General features: G+C 70.9%; 19 protein-coding genes. 14 read left to right on the top strand and 5 right to left on the bottom strand.

The window, feature by feature from the left end; translation table 11 throughout:
- Positions 1-163, bottom strand: a 163-nt coding sequence (locus E1202_RS32855; RefSeq protein WP_307870716.1) for an acetyl-coenzyme A synthetase N-terminal domain-containing protein, incomplete at its 3' end; no start/stop codon positions are given.
- 199 nt (positions 164-362) lie between these two features.
- Here E1202_RS32855 and E1202_RS19750 point away from each other — a divergent pair.
- The 7 genes from E1202_RS19750 (at position 363) to E1202_RS19720 (ending at position 8,046) form a co-directional block, all read left to right on the top strand.
- On the top strand, positions 363-1,445 hold the full coding sequence (locus E1202_RS19750) for a sensor histidine kinase (RefSeq protein WP_132684626.1): 1,083 nt from the start codon (positions 363-365) through the stop codon (positions 1,443-1,445).
- Positions 1,442-2,221, top strand: coding sequence for a LytR/AlgR family response regulator transcription factor (locus E1202_RS19745; protein ID WP_132684625.1), 780 nt, complete (start codon positions 1,442-1,444; stop codon positions 2,219-2,221). Before E1202_RS19750 ends, E1202_RS19745 begins: the two co-directional genes overlap by 4 nt.
- Entirely contained in the window at positions 2,218-2,568 is a 351-nt protein-coding gene (locus E1202_RS19740) for a DUF485 domain-containing protein (protein WP_132684624.1), read from the top strand. Before E1202_RS19745 ends, E1202_RS19740 begins: the two co-directional genes overlap by 4 nt.
- Positions 2,569-2,571: 3 nt before the next feature.
- Positions 2,572-4,257, top strand: a complete 1,686-nt coding sequence (locus E1202_RS19735) for a sodium/solute symporter (RefSeq protein WP_132684623.1) — start codon at positions 2,572-2,574, stop codon at positions 4,255-4,257.
- A gap of 159 nt (positions 4,258-4,416) precedes the next feature.
- Positions 4,417-4,758, top strand: a complete 342-nt coding sequence (locus tag E1202_RS19730; RefSeq protein WP_132684622.1) for a DUF485 domain-containing protein — start codon at positions 4,417-4,419, stop codon at positions 4,756-4,758.
- A 21-nt stretch (positions 4,759-4,779) separates the two neighbouring features.
- Entirely contained in the window at positions 4,780-6,387 is a 1,608-nt protein-coding gene (locus E1202_RS19725) for a solute symporter family protein (RefSeq protein WP_132684621.1), read from the top strand.
- A 534-nt stretch (positions 6,388-6,921) separates the two neighbouring features.
- The gene (locus E1202_RS19720; RefSeq protein WP_132684620.1) at positions 6,922-8,046 is read left to right on the top strand and encodes a S1 family peptidase; all 1,125 of its coding nucleotides are present in this window, start codon (positions 6,922-6,924) and stop codon (positions 8,044-8,046) included.
- 75 nt (positions 8,047-8,121) lie between these two features.
- On the opposite strand, the gene E1202_RS31505 is transcribed toward E1202_RS19720, so the two are convergent.
- Positions 8,122-9,000 (bottom strand): diacylglycerol kinase, encoded by an 879-nt coding sequence (locus E1202_RS31505; RefSeq protein ID WP_165943917.1) that lies wholly within the window; start codon positions 8,998-9,000, stop codon positions 8,122-8,124.
- Complete coding sequence (locus E1202_RS19710; protein ID WP_132684619.1) at positions 8,997-10,598, bottom strand: FAD-binding oxidoreductase; 1,602 nt, start codon at positions 10,596-10,598, stop codon at positions 8,997-8,999. The genes E1202_RS31505 and E1202_RS19710 overlap by 4 nt, the downstream gene beginning before the upstream one ends.
- 17 nt (positions 10,599-10,615) lie before the next feature.
- Here E1202_RS19710 and E1202_RS19705 point away from each other — a divergent pair, with 17 nt between their 5' ends.
- Both E1202_RS19705 and E1202_RS19700 read left to right on the top strand, forming a co-directional pair.
- On the top strand, positions 10,616-11,182 hold the full coding sequence (locus E1202_RS19705) for a TetR/AcrR family transcriptional regulator (protein WP_132684618.1): 567 nt from the start codon (positions 10,616-10,618) through the stop codon (positions 11,180-11,182).
- A 4-nt stretch (positions 11,183-11,186) separates the two neighbouring features.
- Positions 11,187-12,692, top strand: a complete 1,506-nt coding sequence (locus tag E1202_RS19700) for a glycerol-3-phosphate dehydrogenase/oxidase (RefSeq protein ID WP_132684617.1) — start codon at positions 11,187-11,189, stop codon at positions 12,690-12,692.
- A 33-nt stretch (positions 12,693-12,725) separates the two neighbouring features.
- Here E1202_RS19700 and E1202_RS19695 read toward each other — a convergent pair whose 3' ends face one another.
- Positions 12,726-13,745, bottom strand: a complete 1,020-nt coding sequence (locus E1202_RS19695) for a Gfo/Idh/MocA family protein (RefSeq protein ID WP_132684616.1) — start codon at positions 13,743-13,745, stop codon at positions 12,726-12,728.
- Entirely contained in the window at positions 13,742-14,569 is an 828-nt protein-coding gene (locus E1202_RS19690; RefSeq protein WP_132684615.1) for a sugar phosphate isomerase/epimerase family protein, read from the bottom strand. Before E1202_RS19690 ends, E1202_RS19695 begins: the two co-directional genes overlap by 4 nt.
- Positions 14,570-14,793: 224 nt before the next feature.
- Between E1202_RS19690 and E1202_RS19685 the strand changes: the two genes are divergently transcribed.
- From E1202_RS19685 to E1202_RS19665, 5 genes are all read left to right on the top strand, one after another.
- Positions 14,794-15,963 (top strand): Gfo/Idh/MocA family protein, encoded by a 1,170-nt coding sequence (locus E1202_RS19685; RefSeq protein WP_132684614.1) that lies wholly within the window; start codon positions 14,794-14,796, stop codon positions 15,961-15,963.
- Positions 15,964-16,199: 236 nt separating this feature from the next.
- Positions 16,200-17,555, top strand: a complete 1,356-nt coding sequence (locus tag E1202_RS19680) for an MFS transporter (protein WP_132684613.1) — start codon at positions 16,200-16,202, stop codon at positions 17,553-17,555.
- Positions 17,556-17,592: 37 nt separating this feature from the next.
- Entirely contained in the window at positions 17,593-18,450 is an 858-nt protein-coding gene (locus E1202_RS19675) for a sugar phosphate isomerase/epimerase family protein (protein WP_132684612.1), read from the top strand.
- A 271-nt stretch (positions 18,451-18,721) separates the two neighbouring features.
- Positions 18,722-19,999 carry an MFS transporter gene (locus E1202_RS19670; RefSeq protein WP_132684611.1) on the top strand — a complete coding sequence of 426 codons (1,278 nt, stop codon included), beginning with the start codon at positions 18,722-18,724 and terminating at the stop codon, positions 19,997-19,999.
- A gap of 29 nt (positions 20,000-20,028) precedes the next feature.
- Entirely contained in the window at positions 20,029-20,805 is a 777-nt protein-coding gene (locus E1202_RS19665; protein ID WP_132684610.1) for an SDR family oxidoreductase, read from the top strand.
- Positions 20,806-20,833: the final 28 nt, after the last annotated feature.

Here is a 20,833-nt window from a genome sequence, read left to right as displayed (position 1 = left end):
CCTGGTCCCACTCGGTGTCCCACTGCAACCGCGATGCCTGCTCGGCCCAGAACGCCTCGCGGTCCGCATCGGCCTGGCCGTAGAGCGCCGACGTGGCGTTGGCCTGCGCCGCGAAATCCTCGGACGGTGCGAATCGGTCGTGGGCTTCGTTGCTCACGGACACTCCCTGATGCTCGGTGCGCGGTACTGGGCACGCAACGTAAGCAACTCCCGTGATCTCTGGCACCACCTGCGCGACCGATCGTCGTGCTGACGCGTTCGAACGCCCCTGCTCCGCGACGAGCGGCGGACGAGCGGTCTCGCTCACGTCAGCCGAACGGATTAGCATCCCAGCATCCATCAATGGCGATTTGGGGTTCTCGATGCCGGTGCCGACCAACCGCACGCCGTCAGGCGCGTGGTGGCTGCGGCGCTCGGACTCCGAACCGGTGCTGCGGACCGCGCGCCGCCTGGCCGTGAACCTGCGCGCCGGTCCCGCCGGTCCGGGAGTGCCCGGCGCGCTGCGCGACCTCCGCCGGCTCCTCGACGTGAACGCGGTCGGGCTCAGCGACCTGTCCGGGTCGCTGCAGTGGTCCGGCCGTTCCCCGGCCGAACCGGACGCGGTGACCGCGGTGGCCGACGTGCTGCACACCGAAACCCGCAGCGGCCGCCCGCCGCTGGTGGCGATGCCGCTGCTGGTCCAGGACGAGCTCGCCGGGGTGCTGGTCATCGACGGCGAGGTCCGGATGTCCGCGGTGCGCGAAGCCACCGCCTGGGTCGAGGACGCGCTGGAGCACGGCAGGCTGGAGCACTCCGCGGAGCTGGCCGCGCAGTCCGAGCTGCGCGCGCTGCGGGCCGAGATCTCCCCGCACTTCATGTACAACGCGATGACCGTGATCGGCTCGCTCGTGCGCTCCGACCCCGAGCGCTCCCACGAGCTGATGCTCGACTTCGCCGAGTTCATCCGCTACGGGCTGGCCCGGCACCGCGACTACACCACCGTCTCCGACGAGTTCCACGCCATCGAGACCTACCTGGCCCTGCAGCGCGCGGTGCTGGGGGAGCGGCTGCGGGTGCAGATCCGGGTCGCGCCCGAGGTGCTGGCGGTGGCGATCCCGTACCTGGTGCTGCAGCCGCTGGTCGAGAACGCCGTGCGGCACGGCTTGGAACCCCGGTTCACCCCGGGCACCGAAGGGGTCGGGACCGTGCAGGTGCGCGGCGAGGCCGAGGGCAACGACCTGGTCATCAGCGTCGAGGACGACGGGGTGGGGATGGACCCCGCCCACGCCGAGGCGATCCTGGCCGGGCACGGGCCTGCCGACTCGGTCGGGCTGGCCAACGTCGACCGGCGGCTGCGCAGCGTCTACGGGGCCTGGTACGGGCTGGTCGTCGAAACCGCCGAGGGAGCGGGCACCCGAGTGGTGGTCCGCGTCCCGCGATTCCATCCGGGAGTGGTGCCGAGTTGAGCGAAGGACTGCGCGCGCTGGCCGTGGACGATCTCCCGCCCGCGCTCGACGAGCTGTGCAGGCTGCTGCGGGAAGCCCCCGAGGTCGCCGAGGTCGTGGCGGCCTCGGACTCGCTGAGCGCGCTGCGCACGTTGCAGAGCGACCGGTTCGACGTGGTGTTCCTGGACATCTCCATGCCCGGGCTGGACGGCGTGGAGCTGGCGTCGCTGCTGGCGAAGATGAGCGAGCCGCCGGTGATCGTGTTCGTCACCGCCTACGAGCAGCACGCCGTGCAGGCCTACGACATCGGAGCAGTTGACTACCTGCTCAAACCCGTTCGCGCGGAACGGCTCTCGGCGGCGCTGGACCGCGTGAGCCGGCTGCTGGCCACTGAGGACGTCGCGGAACCCGTTCCGGCGCAACCGGACGCGATGGTGGCGCTCCCGGTCGAGACGGCGGGGCGGACCCGCTACGTGCGGCGCAGCGAGGTGCTGTTCGTCGAGGCGCACGGCGACTACGTGCGGCTGAACACCCGCAGCGGCGTGCACGTGGTGCGCATGCCCCTCTCGCGGCTCGAGGAGTACTGGGAGGGGGCCGGTTTCGTGCGGGTGCACCGCAGCTTCCTGCTGTCGCTGGACGCGGTGCGGGAACTGCGCAGCGACTCCGCCGGAGCGCTCAACGCCCACACCGACGCCGGGGACGTCCCGGTCAGCCGCAGGCACGCCCGGGACCTGCGGGAGCGGTTGCTGGACAACGCCCGTCAGGCCGAGATCACCCACCCGCGGGGGCGCGGATGAGCGGTGGTCCCAAGCGGGTGGCGGTGACCAGCCCGCAAACCCGGGTGGCGCACGCTCGCCGCGTGATGCGGCGGCGCTGGCGAGCGCCGCGCCTGGAACCGGGGGAGGCCCTGCGGGCCAGAGCCCTGCACCGGGCGCAGCGCAGGCTCGGCGCGGTGACGCTGCTCCTGCTGTTCGCGCTGGTCTTCGGGCTGCCGCTGGTGTTCGCCGCGGCCCCGGCGCTCGACGAGATGCGGGTCCTCGGAGTCCCGGTCTCCTGGGGATTGCTGGTGCTGCTGCCGTTCCCGGCGATGGCCGCGCTGGCGCGCTGGCAGCTGCGCGCGGCCGAGCGCGTCGAGGAGCGCTGAGGCGTGTTCGCGCTGCTGGCCGTCGCGGTCGTCGTGCTCCTCACCCTGCTGATCGGGCTGCGCGGGGTGGCGGCCATGCGCACCACCTCGGACTTCCTGGTCGCCTCCCGGCAGGTGTCTCCGCTGGTCAACGCGGCGGCGGTCTCGGGGGAGTACCTGTCGGCGGCGTCCTTCCTCGGCGTGGCCGGGCTGATGCTGTCCAACGGCGTGGGAGCGCTGTGGTACCCGGTGGGGTTCACCGCCGGGTACGTCGCGATGCTGGTGCTGGTCGCGGCCCCGATGCGGCGTTCCGGGGCGCTCACGGTGCCCGACTTCGCCGAGGCCCGCTTCGCCTCGCCGGAGCTGCGGCGGCTGGCCGCGGTGGTGGTGCTCATCATCGGCGGGCTGTACCTGGTCCCGCAGTTCCGCACCGCGGGTCTGGTGCTCAGCGTCGTCAGCGGGACGCCGTACTGGGTGGGCGTGGTCATCGCCGGGACCGCGGTGTCGGTGACCCTCGCGCTGGGCGGCATGCGGGCGGCGACCTACGTGCAGGCGTTCCAGTTCTGCCTGAAGCTGCTGCTGTTCGTGATCCCCGCGGTGTGGCTGGTGCTGCAGGTGGGCCCGGCGGTGCGGCACGAGGCGCTGCACCCGGTGCAGTTCACCCACTTCGCCGAGGACACCCCGGTGACCTTCCGCGTCGCGGTGGACCTCGACGTCACCGAGCCGGTGACCGCGCGCGACGCCGAGGGACGGCCGGTGCCGCTGCCGCCGGGCGCTCACGAGATCGAGGCGGGGCGGACGCTGACGTTCCCGGCCGGTGCGGCGGTCCCCGAGATCGACGGCATGGACGTGCCGGGCGGGCCGGACTGGCGGCGGCCGCTGCTGGACCTGGAGAACGCCGGTCACCCGCTGCTGGGGACCTGGGCGGTGCTGGTGGCCACCATGTTCGGCACGATGGGGTTGCCGCACGTCATCGTGCGGTTCCACACCAGCCCCGACGGGCGCGCGGCACGGCGGGCCGCGGCCATCACCGTGCTGCTGCTGGGCAGCTTCTACCTGTTCCCCGGCATCTACGGCGCGCTCGGCCGGGTGCTCGTGCCGCAGCTGTACCTCTCCGGCGTCACCGACTCCGTGGTGGTCGGCTTGCCCGCGCAGGTCGACACCGGCTGGGTCGGCACGGTGTTCACCTCTCTGCTCACCGGCGGAGCGTTCGCGGCGTTCCTGGCGACCTCGCTGGGCCTGCTGCTGGTGGTCTCCGGCGCGATCTCCCACGACCTCACCCCGGGCGGTCTCGGTCAGCTGCGCTGGACCGTGCTGGGCGCGGCGGCGGTGGTCGTCCTGCTCGCGCTGCAGGCCGCTCACCTGTCCGCCGGCGTGCTCGTGACCTGGGGATTCACCGTCGCCGCCGCCACGTTCTGCCCGCTGCTGGTGCTGGGCATCTGGTGGCCGCGGCTGACCAGGACCGGGGCGCTGTGGGGCGTGCTCGTCGGGCTGACCGCCACCTCGGGCGCCATCGGCGCGACCCTGTTCGGCCCGCAGCTCGACGGCGTGCCCGCGATCCTGCTCGCCCAGCCCGCTCCCTGGGCGGTCCCGCTGTCCTTCGCCACGATGATCGCGATCTCGCTGCGCGGGAAGACCCCGACGTGGGCGGAGACCGCCATGCTGCGCCTGCACCTGGACGAACCGTCGCGCTCCCGAACGCGATGTTGACCCGCAGGTAACGGGCCGGAGAAGGGCGCGACCGCTCGTCCCGGTCGGCCCGCCGTTCGTCGACCGTTCGTCTCGCGCGTCGGTCATCGGTCCCGGACGGCTCCCGCTGCTGCTCGCGGCTTCCTTAACGTGGCGCTCCTCACACGTTAGGGAGGATCCGTGAGCACCACCGACTCGGCCAATCCGCCGCCCACCGAAGATGTGTGGCACGAGGCCCACGCCAGCGAGGACTTCGCCTTGCTGCGCCGGCGGCTGCGGGCGTTCGTCTTCCCGGTCTCCGCGCTGTTCCTCGTCTGGTACCTCGTCTACGTGCTGCTGGCCGACTACGCGCACGGCTTCATGTCGATCAAGCTCGTCGGCAACATCAACATCGGGCTGGTCCTGGGCCTGCTGCAGTTCGTGTCCACCTTCGTCATCACCACGCTCTACGTGCGCTACGCCAACCGGCACCTGGACCCGGTGGCCGAGCGCATCCGCGCCAAGGTCGAAGACGCCTCCTGACAACCCTGAGGAGAAGCTGGGATGTACCACCTCGCGCAGGGGTTGCAAGGAAGCAACCCGCTGCTCAACATCGGAATCTTCGCGGCCTTCGTCGTGGTGACGCTGGTCGTCGTGCTGCGCGCCAGCCGCAACACCCGCAGCGCGGCCGACTACTACGCGGGCGGCCGTGCGTTCTCCGGGCCGCAGAACGGGATCGCGATCGCCGGTGACTACCTGTCGGCGGCGTCGTTCCTCGGCATCGTCGGCGCGATCGCGCTCTACGGCTACGACGGATTCCTGTACTCCATCGGCTTCCTGGTCGCCTGGCTGGTCGCGCTGCTTCTGGTGGCCGAACTGCTGCGCAACACCGGCAAGTACACGATGGGCGACGTGCTGGCGTTCCGGATGCGCCAGCGCCCGGTGCGCGCCGCGGCGGCGACTTCGACGCTGATGGTCAGCTTCTTCTACCTGCTGGCGCAGATGGCGGGTGCGGGCGTGCTCGTCTCGCTGCTGCTGGGCGTGTCCAGCGGGAGCGGGCAGGCGCTGGTGATCGCGATCGTCGGCGTCATCATGATCGTCTACGTGCTGGTCGGCGGCATGAAGGGCACCACCTGGGTGCAGATCATCAAGGCGGTGCTGCTCATCAGCGGCGCGGCCGTGATGACGGTGTGGACGCTGGGGATCTACGGCTTCGACTTCTCGGGCCTGCTTCAGGCGGCGGTCGACCGGGCGTCCTCCGGTGAGAAGCTGCTCAACCCCGGCGCCAAGTACGGCAAGTCCGAGACCAGCAAGCTGGACTTCCTGTCCCTGGGCATCGCCCTGGTGCTGGGCACCGCGGGTCTGCCGCACGTGCTGATGCGCTTCTACACGGTGCCGACCGCCAAGGAAGCGCGGCGCTCGGTCGTGTGGGCGATCTGGCTGATCGGCCTGTTCTACCTGTTCTCGCTGGTGCTGGGCTACGGCGCGGCGGCCATCGTGGGACCGGAGACGATCAAGAACGCGCCGGGTTCGTCGAACTCCGCGGCGCCGCTGCTCGCCCAGGCGCTGGGCGGACCGCTGCTGCTCGGCTTCATCGCCGCGGTCGCCTTCGCCACGATCCTGGCCGTGGTCGCGGGGCTGACCATCACCGCGTCGGCGTCGTTCGCCCACGACATCTACGCCAACGTGATCAAGCGCGGGAAGGTCGAGGACAAGGACGCCGAGGTCCGCGTCGCGCGGATCACCGCGGTGGTCATCGGCGCGGTCGCCATCGTCGGCGGCATCCTGGCCCGCAACCAGAACGTCGCGTTCCTGGTGGCGCTGGCCTTCGCCGTGGCGGCCTCGGCGAACCTGCCGACGATCCTGTACTCGCTGTTCTGGAAGCGGTTCAACACCTCCGGCGCGCTGTGGAGCATCTACGGCGGCCTGGTCACCACCGTGGTGCTGATCGTGTTCTCCCCGGCGGTGTCCGGGACCGAGGACTCGATGCTGCCGAACGTGGACTTCCACTGGTTCCCGCTGCAGAACCCGGGTCTGGTCTCGATCCCGGCGGCGTTCTTCTTCGGGTGGTTGGGCACGGTCCTGTCCAAGGAGCACCTGGAGGACAAGTACGCCGAGATGGAGGTTCGCTCGCTGACCGGCGCGGGCGCTGAGAAGGCGTCCGCGCACTGACCGTCGTGCTGCACGGCGGTCCCCGGTGGGCCGGGGCGCGATCCCCTCTCGCGCCCCGGCCCACCGCGCGTTTCGGGCGTTCGTCGAATTGAGTCCGGTCGCGGAATGCGGGTCGGCCGCAGAATGATGAAGTGGAATTGAAGGCTCCGCTTCAGCTGGGCAGGTTCACCCGTTTCCCGTCAGGGCCGAAGGCCTCGCCCGCGCAGGCGAGGAACCGGCATCGGCCGTTCGCCTCCGTCGCACGGGCGCCGTTCGCGGCTCGCGGTTGGTGCGAACGGGGTCGCGGCGCCTGCTTTGGGCGAATTCTGGTGAGATCCGCAAGCCTTTGGCGAAAAATGCCCGTTTCTGCGATGAATAGTTGATTGCGGATGAAACCACGTTAATCTTCTTGCGTCCGATGATTTTTCTGGCCCCACTGGCACTTTATCGGCTCACTCATTGATCGGTGGTCTGACCGATCGCCTTGATCGACTCCCTTGCAGCGGATCTCGCGCGCCCGGATCGGGCCGGTGATCCCTGAGCGAAAGGCGTCCGATGAAACCCAGAACCGCAGCACGAATCACCGGAGCGGCGCTCGGCGCCGCTGGAACGGTCGCAGCGCTGACCGCACCCGCGACCATCGCCGAACCCGCCGGTCCGCCGGTGTCGCCGGAGCTGGTCACCGCCATGCAGCGCGACCTCGGTCTCACCGCTGACCAGGCGGTGGCGCGGCTCGGCCAGGAGGCCGTCGCCGCACGAGCGGACAGCGTGCTGCGCGACGCGCTCGCGGGCAGCTACGGCGGCTCCTACTTCGACGCGACCCTGGGCAAGCTCGTCGTCGGGACCACCGACGCGGCGAAGTCCGACGAGGTGCGCGCGGCCGGTGCCGAACCCCGGCAGGTCGGCGCGAGCGAGCGGCAGCTCGACGGGATCGTCGACGCCCTCAACGCCCGCGGCGCGCAGGCTCCCGCAGCGGTGACCGGCTGGTACGCCGACGTGCAGGAGAACGCGGTGGTGGTCACCACCCAGCCCGGAACCTCGGAGCAGGCAAGAGGTTTCGTGCGCGACGCGCAGGTGTCGCAGGAGTCGGTGCGGGTGCTGGAGTCCCCCGCGGAGCCGGAGACCTACGCCGACGTCGTCGGCGGCTACGCCTACTACACCGCCTCCGGCGCGCGGTGCTCGATGGGCTTCGCCGTCCAAGGTGGGTTCGTGACCGCGGGTCACTGCGGTGCACCGGGCGAGCGCACCACCCAGCCGACCGGCTACTTCGCCGGGTCGTCCTTCCCGGGCAACGACTACGCCTTCGTCAACACCGGCACGGACGACACCGGACACCCCCTCGTCTACGACTACAGCGGCGGGTACGTCCGGGTGTCCGGGTCCGCGGAAGCCCCGCTGGGCTCGTCGATCTGCCGTTCCGGTTCGACCACGGGCTGGCACTGCGGCACCGTGCTGGCCAAGAACCAGTCGGTGCGCTACCAGGAGGGGACGGTCAGCGGGCTCACCCGGACCAACGTTTGCGCCGAACCGGGCGACTCCGGCGGTTCGTTCATCTCCGGCAACCAGGCCCAGGGGATGACCTCCGGCGGCTGGGGCGATTGCCGCACCGGCGGCGAGACCTACTACCAGCCGGTCCGAGAAGCCCTCTCTGCCTACGGGTTGACGCTGCTGACCCAGTAGGTGGTGACGCTGTTGCTGCGACCCCGTCCGACCACCGGGTCGCAGCCACGCGTGCCCCCGAGGGATCCCCCTCGCTCAGGAGGGAACCAGGGACTTGGCGGCGAGCGGGACGCATTCGCAGGTCACCGGCAGCTCCGCGAACCGCTCGCCGTCTGCGTAACCCGTGACTCCTGGTGTCGACAGGTGGACCCGGCTGGCCCGGTAGGTCGTGACCTGCGAGTGCTGGACGTGCGTTCCGGGGTAGAGCGTGGGCAGCAGCCGCACGATCTGGTCGCGCCGGGCCGGTCCGATGACGGTGACGTCGAACAGGCCGTCGTCGGGCACCGCGTCCGGGCAGATCCGCATGCCGCCGCCGTAGGTCTGGCCGTTGCCGACGGCGACCAGGATCGCCTGCGTCGAGACCTCCCGGCCGTCGAGTTCCAGGACGTAGTCCAGCGGACGCAGTCGTGCCAGCTCGACGAGCGTCGCGAGGTTGTAGCGCAGCTTTCCGCGCGGCCACTTCATCCGGTTGGTGCGCTCGGTGACCAGGGCGTCGAATCCACCGGCGAACGCCGTGCCGAACCAGCGGTCGCCGACGCGACCCAGGTCGATCGGGCGCACGACGCCGTCGAGCACCACCTGAGCGGCCGAAACCGGGTCGTGGCGCGGTACTCCGAGCATCCGGGCGTGGTCGTTGCCCGTTCCGGCGGGGATGACGCCGAAGGGCGTGTCCGTCCCGGCGACCGCTTGCAGCGCGGTGTTGACGACTCCGTCACCGCCGCAGGCGACCAGCGCCCCGGTCCCCGCCGCGACGGCTCGGCGTGCGAGCGCCAGCGAATCCGCCTCGTCCCGGCCCACCAGCACCGTCGCCGACGCGCCGGATGCCCGCAGGTGTCGCAGCGCGCGCAGCGCGACGGCAGCGGTTCGGCCCTGCCCGGAGCGAGGGTTGACCAGCAGGTGGACATCGGTGATCACGGGATCAGCTTTCCGGGGTTGAGCACGCCGGTCGGGTCCACGGTGGACTTGACCGCGCGCAGCACCTGCACGCCGAGCTCGCCGATCTCGTCGGTGAGCCACGCCCGGTGGTCCAGGCCCACGGCGTGGTGGTGGGTGATGGTGGCTCCGGACCGGCTGATGGCGTCGCCCGCCGCGCGCTTGGCCTGCAGCCACTGCGCCACCGGGTCCTCGCCGCGTCCGCAGGCCACCGTGAAGTACAGCGACGCACCCGTCGGGTAGACGTGCGAGATGTGGCACATGACCAGGGGAGGGGTGCCCTGAGCCTGCAGCGATTCGGTGAGCGCCTGGCGCACGGCGTCGCAGGTCGCGGTCAGCTGGGACCAGGTGCACGCGGTTTCCAGCGTTTCCACCACGGTGTTGACGTCGAGCAGCGCGTCGCGCAGGTACGGGCCGTGGTAGCGGCCGTGGTCCCACTTCTCGGCGGGGCCGGCGCCCAGCGAGGTGCCGCCGGCGGCGGCCAGCAGTTCCGCCACCCGCGGGCGGGCGGCGATGCGCGTTCCCTCGAAGCGCGTGATCATCAGGCATCCGCCGGTCTGCTCGCCGCTGCCGACGTCGCGCGCGGTGGCGAGGTTGATCATCGTCTCGGCCTCGTCGGAGAGCCGGGCGACGGTGGGCAGCGCGCCTTCCTGGGCGAGCAGCCGCAGCGCCTTCGCGCCGGTGGCGAAGTCCGGGAACGACCAGGCCTCGGATTCCACCTCCTGCGGCTTCGGGTGCGCCCGGACGGTCACCTCGGTGATGATCCCCAGCGCGCCCTCCGAGCCGAGGAAGAGCTGCCGCAGGTCCGGTCCCGCCGCGGACGCGGGGGCCCGGCCGAGGTCGAGCTCGCCGTTCGGGGTCGCGACGCGCAGCCGCACGACCATGCCGTCGAACCGGCCGTACCCGGCCGATGCCTGGCCGGAGGAGCGCGTCGCCGCGAAACCGCCGATGCTCGCGTGCTCGAAGCTCTGCGGGAAGTGGCCCAGGGTGAAGCCGTGCTCGGACAGCAGGGCCTCGGCCTCCGGGCCGCGCAGCCCGGCCTGCAAGGTCGCGGTCTGCGACTCGGCGTCGACCTCCAGCAGGCGGTCCAGCAGTCGCAGGTCCAGGGCGATGACCGAGCTGAAGCCGCCGCGCTCCGGCTCCACGCCACCGACGACGCTGGTCCCGCCCCCGAACGGGACCACCGCTACCCGGTGCTCGGCGCACTGCGCCAGCACCGCGCCCACCTGCTCGTGGGAGCCGGGCAGCACCACGGCGTCGGGCGCGGACTCCGCCTCGCCGGCGCGCCGGCGCAGCAGGTCCGGGGTGCTCTTGCCGCCCGAGTGCAGCAGCCGGGTGTCGTCGTCGGTGCGCACGCCGTCGTCACCGACGATCGCGGCCAACGCCGAGCGGACCTCGGCGGGCAGTCGCGATTCCCCGACGCGCACCTCGGAGCGGCTCACCGAGGGCGTGTCCCGGCGTTCCACGCCGAGGCCCTGTTCGATCAGGGTGCGCACCTCCTCGGAAACGGGGCTCGCCCCCTCGGCGGTGCCCCAGGCGTTCCACTCCTGCTCCGTGGTGTATTGCTCAAGCTCAGCCATGCGTTACAGTTTTACACATGACGTCAAGTCGTAACTACGATGCCATCCTCGACGCCGCGAAGCAGTGCGTGCTCTCGGTCGGCATGCGACGCACCACGCTGGCGGAGATCGCACGCCGAGCGGGGGTGAGCCGCCCGACGGTCTACCGGCGCTGGCCGGACGTGCGAACGCTGTCGGCGGACCTGCTCACCCGCGAGCTCGTCGCCCTGCTCCCGGCCGACTCCGGGGAGGGGCCGCGCGCGTACGGCGTCGACGGGATCGTGCGCACCGTTTCGGCCGTGCGGCAGCACCCGCTGTTCGTCAAGATCCTCGAAACCGACCCGGAACTGCTGACCACCTACGTGTTCGACCGGCTCGGCGCCAGCCAGCAGCGCATCCTCGACGTCCTCGCCGCCGCCATCCGCCGCGGGCAAGCGGGCGGCACGATCCGCCGGGGCGACCCGGACGAGATCGCCGCGATGGTCCTGCTGCTGGCGCAGTCCGCGGTCCTGTCCGCCCGCATCGTCTCCGACGCGCTTCCGCCGGAACGCCTCGACGCGCAGCTGCGCGTCGTGCTCGACGCCTACCTCAGCCCCGAGGAGTGATCTGATGATCTCGCTGAACGCCGCCCGGCGCACCAGGGACCTGACCGAGCTCGCCGAGGGGGGCGAGGTCGACCTGCTCGTCGTCGGCGGCGGTGTGACCGGCGCGGGCGTCGCGTTGGACGCCGCCTCCCGAGGCCTGAGCGTGGTGCTGGCCGAGAAGCACGACCTGGCCTTCGGCACCAGCCGGTGGAGCTCGAAGCTGGTGCACGGCGGACTGCGCTACCTGGCGTCCGGCAACGTCGGCATCGCCTACGAGAGCGCCGTGGAACGCCGCATCCTGATGGAGCGCACCGCCCCGCACCTGATCCGCCCGCTCCCGCAGCTGGTGCCGCTGCTGTCGGGAGTCGGCGCGAAGCAGGTGGCGCTGGTGGCCGCCGGGTTCGTCGCAGGTGACCTGCTGCGCCGAGGATCCGGGACCGCCGGATCGGTGCTGGCCCCGCCGCGCGCGGTCTCCCGCGTGGAGACGCGGCGGATGGTGCCGACCGTCCGGCAGGAGGGGCTGCGCGGTGGCCTGCTGTCCTGGGACGGTCAGCTCGTCGACGACGCGCGGCTGGTGGTGGGCCTCGCGCGGACCGCGGCGTCGCACGGGGCCCGCGTCTTGACGCGCTGCGCGGCCGAGGAGGTCACCGGTGACGGTGCCGTGCTGCGGGATCGGCTCACCGGGGAGACCGTCGACGTCCGAGCTCGGAAGGTGATCAACGCGGCCGGGGTGTGGGCCGGTGAGGTGGCGCCGGGACTGCGCCTGCGCCCGAGCCGGGGAACGCACCTGGTCGTCTCCGACGCGGTGTTCGGTGGGCTGGACGCGGGGCTCACGGTGCCGATCCCCGGCACCACCAACCGGTTCGTGTTCGCGCTCCCCGCCGGGCACGGCCGTGTCTACATCGGACTGACCGATGAGGAGCAGGACGGACCGATCCCCGATGTGCCGACCGCCTCGGCCGATGAGATCTCGTTCCTGCTGAAGACGGTCAACTCCGTGCTGGCCCGGCCGATCCGCGAGCAGGACGTGCTCGGCACGTACTCCGGCCTGCGTCCTCTGCTGGACGCCGGTGACGGCCAGAGCTCGGACCTCTCGCGCGAGCACGCGGTCATCACCGGTGACAACGGCGTGATCAGCGTCGTGGGCGGGAAGCTGACGACCTACCGCAAGATGGCGCAGGACGCCGTGGACGCCACCGCGCTGACCACCCGGCCGTGCCGCACGCGCGAGCTGCCCCTCGTGGGCGCGGCGAGCTCCGCACGACTGTCCACCGTGGATGCTCCGCAGCGGCTGATCTCCCGCTACGGAACCGAAGCGGCGGCCGTCGTCGCCGAGGCCGGCGGTGACCGCCGGTTCCTGGAACCCATCGACGGGGTGGACGTCACCCCGGCCGAGCTCCGCTTCGCGGTGCGGCGCGAGGGCGCTCTCGACGTCTCCGACCTGCTCGACCGGCGCACCCGACTCGGCCTGGTCGCGGCCGACCGCGAACTCGCGACCAACGCCGCGGAGGAGGCGCTGGCCCGGGGCTGACGGCACCCGGTGGGGGAGCTGGGACTCGCCGAACTAGCGCGCGTGGCTGTGGGAGACCGCGTGCGCTGGTTCCGCGAGGTCGCTCTGGGCGTATACGTCGGTGAGGATGCGCAGCGCCTTCGTGGCTTCTCGGGGGCTGATCCAGAACGGTTCGTCGTCGCCGAGCCGGGCGTAGAAGTCGCCGATGAGCGCTTCGTGGGACGCGCCCCAGTAGGAGCGGCCGTTCGACGACGACCGCCGTTCGGCCACCGCGCGCACGCGTCCGTCGGTGTGGGTGATGGTGAGGTCGCCGCGGATCGCGAGGGCACCGCGCTCGGCGGTGATGTCGATGGTGACGGGCGCGTGGACCACGTTGGCCAGCGAGCCGAACACCAGGCTGCGCGCCCCGCCGCCGTGGGTCAGCAGCATCTCGGCGGTGTCCTCGACCTCGATGAGGTGCCGGCGGGTGGAGGCGCGGCCCTGGACCTCGACGACGTCGCCGACGAGCCACTGCACCAGGTCGAGGGTGTGGATGGCCTGGTTGATGAGCAGCCCGCCGCCGGCGGTGGCCCACCTGCCGCGCCACGGCTTGGCGAGGTAGTAGTCCGGGGTGCGGGTCCACAGCACCGTGGCGGTCGCGCCGAGCACCGAGCCCAGCTCGCCGGAGTCGAGCACCTCCCGCGCGGCCTGCGCGGTGGCGTTGTACCGGTTCTGGAAGCACACGCCGACCCGGCTGCGGCTCCGCTCGGCGGCCTCGACGAGGCGCTCGGCTTCGTCGAGGGTGTGGGCGAGCGGCTTCTCGACGAGCACGTGCACCCCGGCGTCGAGCAGGTCCAGGGCCACGGGCGCGTGCTGGTGGTGCGGGGTGCAGACGTGGGCGACGTCGGGGCGCACCGCCTCCAGGAGGGCGCGGTGGTCGGCGAACCCGGCGACGCCGCAGCGCTCGGCGGTCGTGGTCAGCGCCGCGGGGTCGGTGTCGCAGACGGCGACGAGCTCGACGTCCTCCAACGCTGCGATCGCGTCGAGGTGCACGGCCGAGACGTCGCCGCACCCGATGACGGCCGCTGTGATCATCGGTGCTCGATCCCTTCCTCCTTCAGCAGGGCGGTGAACGCCTGCCACGCCTCGGTGAACAGCTCGGGACCGGAGAACCCGCCGAGGCTGTGCGCCTGGGACAGGTGCGGTTCGAGGGAGAAGAACCCGTCGAAGCCGTCCTCGCGCAGTGCCCGGACGGTCTCGGCGACCTCGCCGTCGCCGCGACCCGCCGCGCACACCTCGCCGTCGACGAGGTGCGCGTCCTTGATCTGGACGTACTCCAGGTGCGGGCGCAGCGCGGCGTAGCCCTCGGTGAAGGGCCGCACGCCCACCTGGACGAAGTTGGCGGCATCCCACGCCGCGCGGAGGTGCCGCGACCCGACCGATTCGAGGAGGTCGACGCAACGGCGGGGGATGTCGCCGTAGATCTCCTTCTCGTTCTCGTGCAGCAGGACGACGCCGCCCCGCTCCGCCACGTCGGCGAGGGCGCGCATGCGGCGCAGCACCTCGTCGCGGGCGTGGTCGGGGTCGGTGCCGGGACGCATGAAGAACGAGAAGACCCGGATGTAGGGGGCGTCGAATCGGTGCGCGACGTCGACGGCGTGACGGGCGCGGTCGAGGTGAGCCTCGAAGTCCTCGTCGAGGAAGATCTTGCCGATCGGCGATCCGATGCTCGACACCCGCAGCCCGTGGGCGTCGAGCAGGTGCTTCGCCCGGGTGAGCTGCTCGTCGTCGAGGTCGAGGACGTTGGTGCCCCACGCGCTGCGGAACTCCAGGTACGACAAACCGAGCTCGCCGAGCAGCGAGGCCTGCTCGGCGAGGTCGGGCGAGATCTCGTCGGAGAATCCCGAGAGCGTCCACATGCGGGGTGCTCCTCACTGAGCCGGGTGGAGAGGTCGTCCCCCCACCATGATGGGTGATCCACGGCACTCCTACGTGTTGCCGCTTGTTGCCACCCCCGACCGGAGCAACGGCCGGAAACAGCTGGCAACCCGTGGCCGAACCGGTCACGAGCGCGCAGAGTCACGAGTGCACCTCTTCGGCAGGAGGCGCGGCCACCGGCTCGCGAGACGAAGGAGAAACGCCCATGTCCAGGAAGGTCCGGCTCGGGATCATCGGTTTCGGGGCCCAGGGCTCGGCGTACGCGAAGTTCATCGAGGACGGCCTGGTGCCCAACGTCGAGATCGGCGCCATCGCCGACGTCCAGGCCACGAGGCGGGAGGCCGCCGCGGAGCACGGCGTGCCGGTGCACGAGGGCCACGAGTCGCTGCTGGCCGCGGGGGAGGTGGACGCCGTCGTGACGACGGTGCCGCACTACCTGCACCCGCAGATCGGGGTCGACGCGCTGCGGGCGGGCGTCCACGCGCTGGTCGAGAAGCCCGCCGGGGTCTACACCAAGCAGGTCGCGGAGCTCAACGAGTGCGCGGCCCAGCACCCCGAGCTGACGTTCGCGATCATGTTCAACCAGCGCAACAACCCGCTCTACCAGCGCATCAAGCAGATCGTGGACGCCGGCGAGATCGGCGCGATCCGGCGGACGAACTGGATCATCACCACCTGGTGGCGCCCGCAGGGCTACTACGAGCAGTCGGCGTGGCGCGCGACCTGGGGCGGTGAGGGCGGTGGCGTCCTGGTCAACCAGGCCCCGCACCAGCTCGACCTGTGGCAGTGGATTTGCGGCGTGCCGAAGTCGGTGTACGCCAAGGTCGCCTACGGCTTCCGCCGCGACATCGCCGTGGAGGACGAGGTCACGGCCGTGGTCGACTACGGCGGTGGGGCCACCGGCACCTTCGTCACCGCCGTCCACGACCTCGCCGGGACCGACCGGCTGGAGATCCTCGGCGACCGCGGCAAGATCGTCGTGGACGGTTCGAAGACCGCCACCGTCACCCGCCTGGTCGATGACGAGCGCGCGCTGTCCGACCGCATGGGCATGGACGACGTGCGCAAGCTCTTCAAGGGCGAGGTGGACCCGACGACCTACTACTCGCAGGAGGTCATCGAGTTCCAATCCGCTTGGGGCGCGCAGCACTCCGGCGTGCTGGAGAACTTCGCGGCGAACGTCCTCGACGGCACGCCGCTGCTCGCGCCGGGCAGCGAGGGCGTCAACGGGGTGCGGCTGGCCAACGCGATCCACCTGTCGAGCTGGCTCGGCCACGAGGTCCCGCTCGACTTCGACGAGGACCTCTACCTCGCCGAGCTCAACAAGCGCATCCGCTCGGAGGGCGAGTTCCCCGAACGCCCGGCAGGCGCCTGACCTGCGCAACAGGACGCCCTGGCTCCGCCTGCCGCAGGCGGAGCCAGGGCGTCCTGTTGCGCAGGTCAGAGCCGGTTCGGCTGCAACTACTGGCAACCGCTTCTGTCCCGCTGTGACGTCTGTCGCAATGGTGTGCACCTCGGGCTGGACGATGTGTGAGCACCGATCGTCACCGCCGCCCAGCTCTCGCACCTGCGGTCGCCCAACGACGAGCGCCCGGCGAAAGGACACACCCGATGAGCGTGAACCACGCGGACGGTTCCGACTCCTCCGGCAGATCGAACACCGGCAACCTCACCGCGGCCCCGGAGGAACCCGGTTCGGCACCCGTGAAGGGCCGCGGCAAGGCGATCGGCTCCCTCGCGGCGGCCAGCGCGGTCGACAACTCCGAGAACAGCCTGATCAACACGTTCTTCCCGCTGATCCGCGACGCCTTCGGGCTCAGCCTCGGCGCCCTGGGCATCATGGCGAGCCTGTCGCGGTTCGCCCGCATGATCGCCGGACCGCTGTGGGCCATGGCCGCCGACCGGTTCGGCCGCAAGAAGGTGCTGTTCATCGTCACCGGTCTCTGGGGCGCGTGGACCGCGGCGGCCGGACTCGCGCCGAACTTCACGACGCTGCTGATCCTCTACAGCATCGGCGTGCTCGGCACCGTCGCCTCCGAGCCGATCACCAACGGCCTGCTCAGCGATCTCTTCGACGACGAGCAGCGCGGTCGCGCCTTCGGCACGGTCCGCTCCCTCGGATCGCTGATCGGGATGGGGCTCGGACCGGCCATCGCCCTGTTCGCCAACGATCCCAACGGGTGGCGCTACGGCATGTTCGCGATGGGCGGGCTGAGCGTGCTGTCCGGCTTCGCCATCCTGGTCTTCGTCCGAGAACCGGAGCGCCGCACCGCCGTCTCCGAAGACCCCGACGTGGGCCGGTTCCGCCTCGCCGACGCCGTGAAGCTGTTCAAGATCCCCACGATCGCGCTGCTCGGGGGAATGCTGCCGCTGGTGACCAGCCTCGTGCTGTTCACCTACTTCGTGACCTTCATGGTCGACGCCCGCGGTTGGGGCGTGCCCTCGGCCGCGCTGCTGTACTCGGTGTTCTCCGGCGGCATGGCGCTGTCGTCCTTCTTCGGCGGCTTCCTCGGGGACTGGTTCGTCCGGCGCTTCGGCCACAGGGGGCGGGTCGCGCTGATGCAGCTCTACCTGGTCGCCGTGGCCGGGATGTCCGTGGTGGCGCTGCAGATCGACTGGGGCAAGGGCATCGTCGCCTACGTCGTGATGTTCCTCTTCGGCCTGATCATGCTGATCGGCTTCTCCGCCTGCGTGCTGCCGATGGTCTCCGCGGTCGCCCCCAAGCAGCTGTCCGCGACGGCCTTCGCCGTGCTGTTCTCGCTGATCCAGGGCGGACTTTCGGCGCTGCTGACGCTGGCCATGGGATTCCTCGGCGAAACGCTGGGCCTGACCCAGGTCATGCTCTACCTCGTGACCGTTCCGTACCTGCTCAACGCGGTGTACTGGTTCGCCTTCTACAAGACCTACCCGAAGGACGTCGCCAGGCAGGACGAGCGCACGGCCGCCGTCGAAGCAGGGACCTTCTGATCCGACCTCGCAAGCCCCGACAACGATGGGAGAACGCATGGCAGTCCTCGGCGTTCAGATGATGATGGTCAAGCAGCAGGTCGCGGAGCAGGGCATGTTCCCGGTCCTGCGGCAGCTGCGCGACCTCGGCTACGACGCGGTCGAGGTCTCGCAGATCCCGATGGACGAGGCCAACACCGCCGACCTCGAAAAGGGCGTCACCGAACTGGGGCTCGACGTCGGAGCGCTGTCCGTCGCGCTCAAGCGCAACGCGTTCGCCACCGGCGACAGCCTCGAGACCGACTTCGACAAGATCGTCGCCGACTGCGCGCGCCTGAACACCCGCTACGTGCGGATCGGGATGATGCCCTACGAGGCGATGGCGTCCAAGGACGCCTGCGAGGCGTGGGCGGCCGAGTGCGAGGAGCAGGCTCGGCGACTGGCCGGCGAGGGCATCACGCTGCTCTACCACAACCACCACGTCGACCTCGCCCAGTTCGACGGTGAGCGGATCTTCGACCTCGTCCGCAGGGTGGCGGCGACGGTCGCCTTCGAAGTCGACCTGTTCTGGGTGCAGCGCGGCGGCATGGCCCCTCGGGACATGCTCCGGCAGTACTCCGGCGTGTGCAAGACGATTCACGTCAAGGACTTCCGGGTGCTGCCGCTGCCGCCGGAGGCGGTGGACCTCATCGCCTCGGGAGATCCCGAGGACCGCGCGAAGTTCATGACCCTGTTCAACACCAACGTGCAGTTCGCGGAGGTCGGCACGGGCAACATGAACTGGCCGGACCTGCTGCCCGCGGCCGAGCTGGCGGGGGCGGAGTACTTCTTCGTCGAGCAGGACGACCAGTACGGCCGCGACCCGATGGACTGCCTGCGCGACTCCCGCGAGTACCTCCGCAGCATCGGCTACTGACAGCTCCCGACCGTCTCCCCGCGTGAGGGCTCGTGTGTCGCCTCACGCGGGGACTTGACACGCTTCCAGCGGTCTGGCTAACGTTCCGGCCCGACGGGCAGCCCCGTCGCACAACAGAACATTCGCTCGCGGCTCGCCGCGAGTGGTTGCTAGAGACGCAGAGAACAGTAACCCGTGCACGCACCGGGGGACTGTTCTCTTTTTTCATGCCCGGAAAACGGCTCTCCCGCCGATTTCGAGCACCAGCACTCACCACGACGAGGTGGCCACGATGAGAACTGCCCGGGACTGGGCGAGCTACCTGATCCTGTCGATGACGGCGGGGATCATCTTCCAGGTCGCCTACATCCGGTTCGTGTTCCTCGAACCGACCTACACCGCGCTCGGGCTCACCGGCCAGGAGTACGGCACCGTGATGGCCGTCTTCGGCGCCGTCGCGGCGGTGATGTACTTCTTCGGCGGCTGGTTCGCCGACCGCTTCTCACCCCGCTCGCTGATCGTGGCCGCGCTCGCCGGAACAGGTGCCGCCGACCTCTACCTCACGACCACCCCGGGCTTCACCGGTGTGCTCGTGGCGCACGTGGTGATGGCGGTGACCGGCATGGCGCTGTACTGGTCGGCGCTGGTCAAAGCCATCGGCATGCTCGGCGACGCCTCGCAGCAGGGCAGGCTGTTCGGTTTCCTGGAGGCGGTCCGCGGCGTGACCTCGACGCTGATCGGCGGCGTGGGGGCGGTGCTCGTCGCCCGGGCGGTCGTGCCCTCGGACGGGGTGCTGGCGCTGATCCGGATCTACGGCGTGCTGGCCTTCGTCTTCGCCGGGCTGGTCTGGTGGGTCGTGCGGGTCGACCGCGAACGGCTCGCCGCGCTCGGGAGCAGCGCGCTCACCCTGCGGCAGCTGCTGGACGCGGCGCGCAACCGCTACACGTGGCTGCTCGGCGGTTCGATCATGCTGATGTACTGCTTCTACACCACGCCCGGCTACTTCTCGCCGCTGCTGGAGAACGAGTTCGGCATGGCCGCCGGGCTCATCGGCGCCATCGGCGTGGCCCGCACCTACGTGTTCCAGTTCATCGGAGGTCCGCTCGGCGGGGTCTGCGTGGACAAGATCACCCGGTCCACGGCGGGGTTCCTGCGCTGGATGTTCGTGGGCGCGGCGGTCATCTCGGCGGCGTTCCTGCTGCTGCCCAGGCAATCCGGGCTGAAGTGGGTGGCGCTGGTGCTGATGTTCGCGCTGTGCCTGATGGTCTTCTGCAGCCGCGGCGTCTACTGGGCCGGCGTGGCCGAGGTCGGCATCCCCGAGCGGCAGCGCGGCGGGGTCATCGGCCTGGCCTCCGGGCTGGCCTACCTCCCGGATGCGTTCCTGCCGCCGTTGGCCGCGTGGTGGACCGGAGACCCGGCCGCCGGTGTGCCCCAGCGCGGTGGCGGGTACGACTCGATGTTCCTGTTCCTGGTGGCCGCCGGCGTGCTCGGCGCGGTGCTCACCACGATCATCCTGCGGTCGCGACGGGCGCGCGAGGCCACCGGCCCCGAACTCGCACCGGCCGCGTGACCACTCCTGACGCTCGAGAAAGGCGATCCATGGACATCCGCGACTTCTCGCTCGACGCGTTCTCCCTCGCGGGCAAGAACGCCGTGATCACGGGCGGCAACACCGGTCTGGGGCAGGCGTTCACGCTGGCCCTGGCCAAGGCGGGCGCCGACGTGTTCGTCCCCAGCGTGCTCGACGACGACGGCACCACCCGCGAGCTCGTCGAGGCCGAGGGCCGGCGGATGGAGTTCCTCGACGTCGACATCACCGAGGACGGGGCGCCTCGCCGGGTGATCGAGGACTGCGCCTCCCGGCTCGGCTCGGTGGACGTGCTGGTCAACTCCGCCGGGATCTGCCGGATGGCGTCGGTGGAGGACTTCGGCCGCGAGCAGTGGGACCCGATGCTCGACGTCAACCTCACCGCGCCCTTCGAGCTGGGCCGCGAGGCGGCCCGGTTCATGACCGAGCAGCGCTCCGGCAAGATCATCAACATCGCGTCGCTGTTCTCCTTCCTCGGCGGCCAGTGGTCCCCGGCCTACGCCGCGACCAAGCACGGCATCGTCGGGTTCACCAAGGCCTACTGCGACGAGCTCGCCCAGCACGGCATCCAGGTCAACGCCATCGCCCCCGGCTACTTCGCCACCGCGATCACCGAGCGCACCCGGGCCGACGCCCAGGCCAACCAGCGGGTCCTGGACCACATCCCGGCCGGGCGCTGGGGCGAGGCCGCGGACTTGATGGGCGCCACCGTCTTCCTGGCATCCCGCGCTTCCGACTACGTCAACGGGCACGTGCTCACCGTCGACGGCGGCTACCTCACCCGCTGACCCATCCGGCAACCCACACGGAGGAAAC

Source organism: Saccharopolyspora karakumensis (genome assembly GCF_004349225.1).
GTDB lineage: Bacteria > Actinomycetota > Actinomycetes > Mycobacteriales > Pseudonocardiaceae > Saccharopolyspora > Saccharopolyspora endophytica.
The sequence above is the reverse complement of the archived record's forward strand: the minus strand, read 5'-3'. Positions and strand labels throughout refer to the sequence as shown.

Bases quoted from the DNA above. Each gene is read 5' to 3' on its own strand.
- E1202_RS19750 (WP_132684626.1), top strand. From the start codon at position 363: ATGCCGGTGCCGACCAACCGCACGCCGTCAGGCGCGTGGTGGCTGCGG.
- E1202_RS19740 (WP_132684624.1), top strand. From the start codon at position 2,218: ATGAGCGGTGGTCCCAAGCGGGTGGCGGTGACCAGCCCGCAAACCCGG.
- E1202_RS19725 (WP_132684621.1), top strand. From the start codon at position 4,780: ATGTACCACCTCGCGCAGGGGTTGCAAGGAAGCAACCCGCTGCTCAAC.
- E1202_RS19720 (WP_132684620.1), top strand. From the start codon at position 6,922: ATGAAACCCAGAACCGCAGCACGAATCACCGGAGCGGCGCTCGGCGCC.
- E1202_RS19710 (WP_132684619.1), bottom strand. From the start codon at position 10,598: ATGGCTGAGCTTGAGCAATACACCACGGAGCAGGAGTGGAACGCCTGG.
- E1202_RS19705 (WP_132684618.1), top strand. From the start codon at position 10,616: ATGACGTCAAGTCGTAACTACGATGCCATCCTCGACGCCGCGAAGCAG.
- E1202_RS19700 (WP_132684617.1), top strand. From the start codon at position 11,187: ATGATCTCGCTGAACGCCGCCCGGCGCACCAGGGACCTGACCGAGCTC.
- E1202_RS19695 (WP_132684616.1), bottom strand. From the start codon at position 13,745: ATGATCACAGCGGCCGTCATCGGGTGCGGCGACGTCTCGGCCGTGCAC.
- E1202_RS19690 (WP_132684615.1), bottom strand. From the start codon at position 14,569: ATGTGGACGCTCTCGGGATTCTCCGACGAGATCTCGCCCGACCTCGCC.
- E1202_RS19685 (WP_132684614.1), top strand. From the start codon at position 14,794: ATGTCCAGGAAGGTCCGGCTCGGGATCATCGGTTTCGGGGCCCAGGGC.
- E1202_RS19680 (WP_132684613.1), top strand. From the start codon at position 16,200: ATGAGCGTGAACCACGCGGACGGTTCCGACTCCTCCGGCAGATCGAAC.
- E1202_RS19675 (WP_132684612.1), top strand. From the start codon at position 17,593: ATGGCAGTCCTCGGCGTTCAGATGATGATGGTCAAGCAGCAGGTCGCG.
- E1202_RS19670 (WP_132684611.1), top strand. From the start codon at position 18,722: ATGAGAACTGCCCGGGACTGGGCGAGCTACCTGATCCTGTCGATGACG.
- E1202_RS19665 (WP_132684610.1), top strand. From the start codon at position 20,029: ATGGACATCCGCGACTTCTCGCTCGACGCGTTCTCCCTCGCGGGCAAG.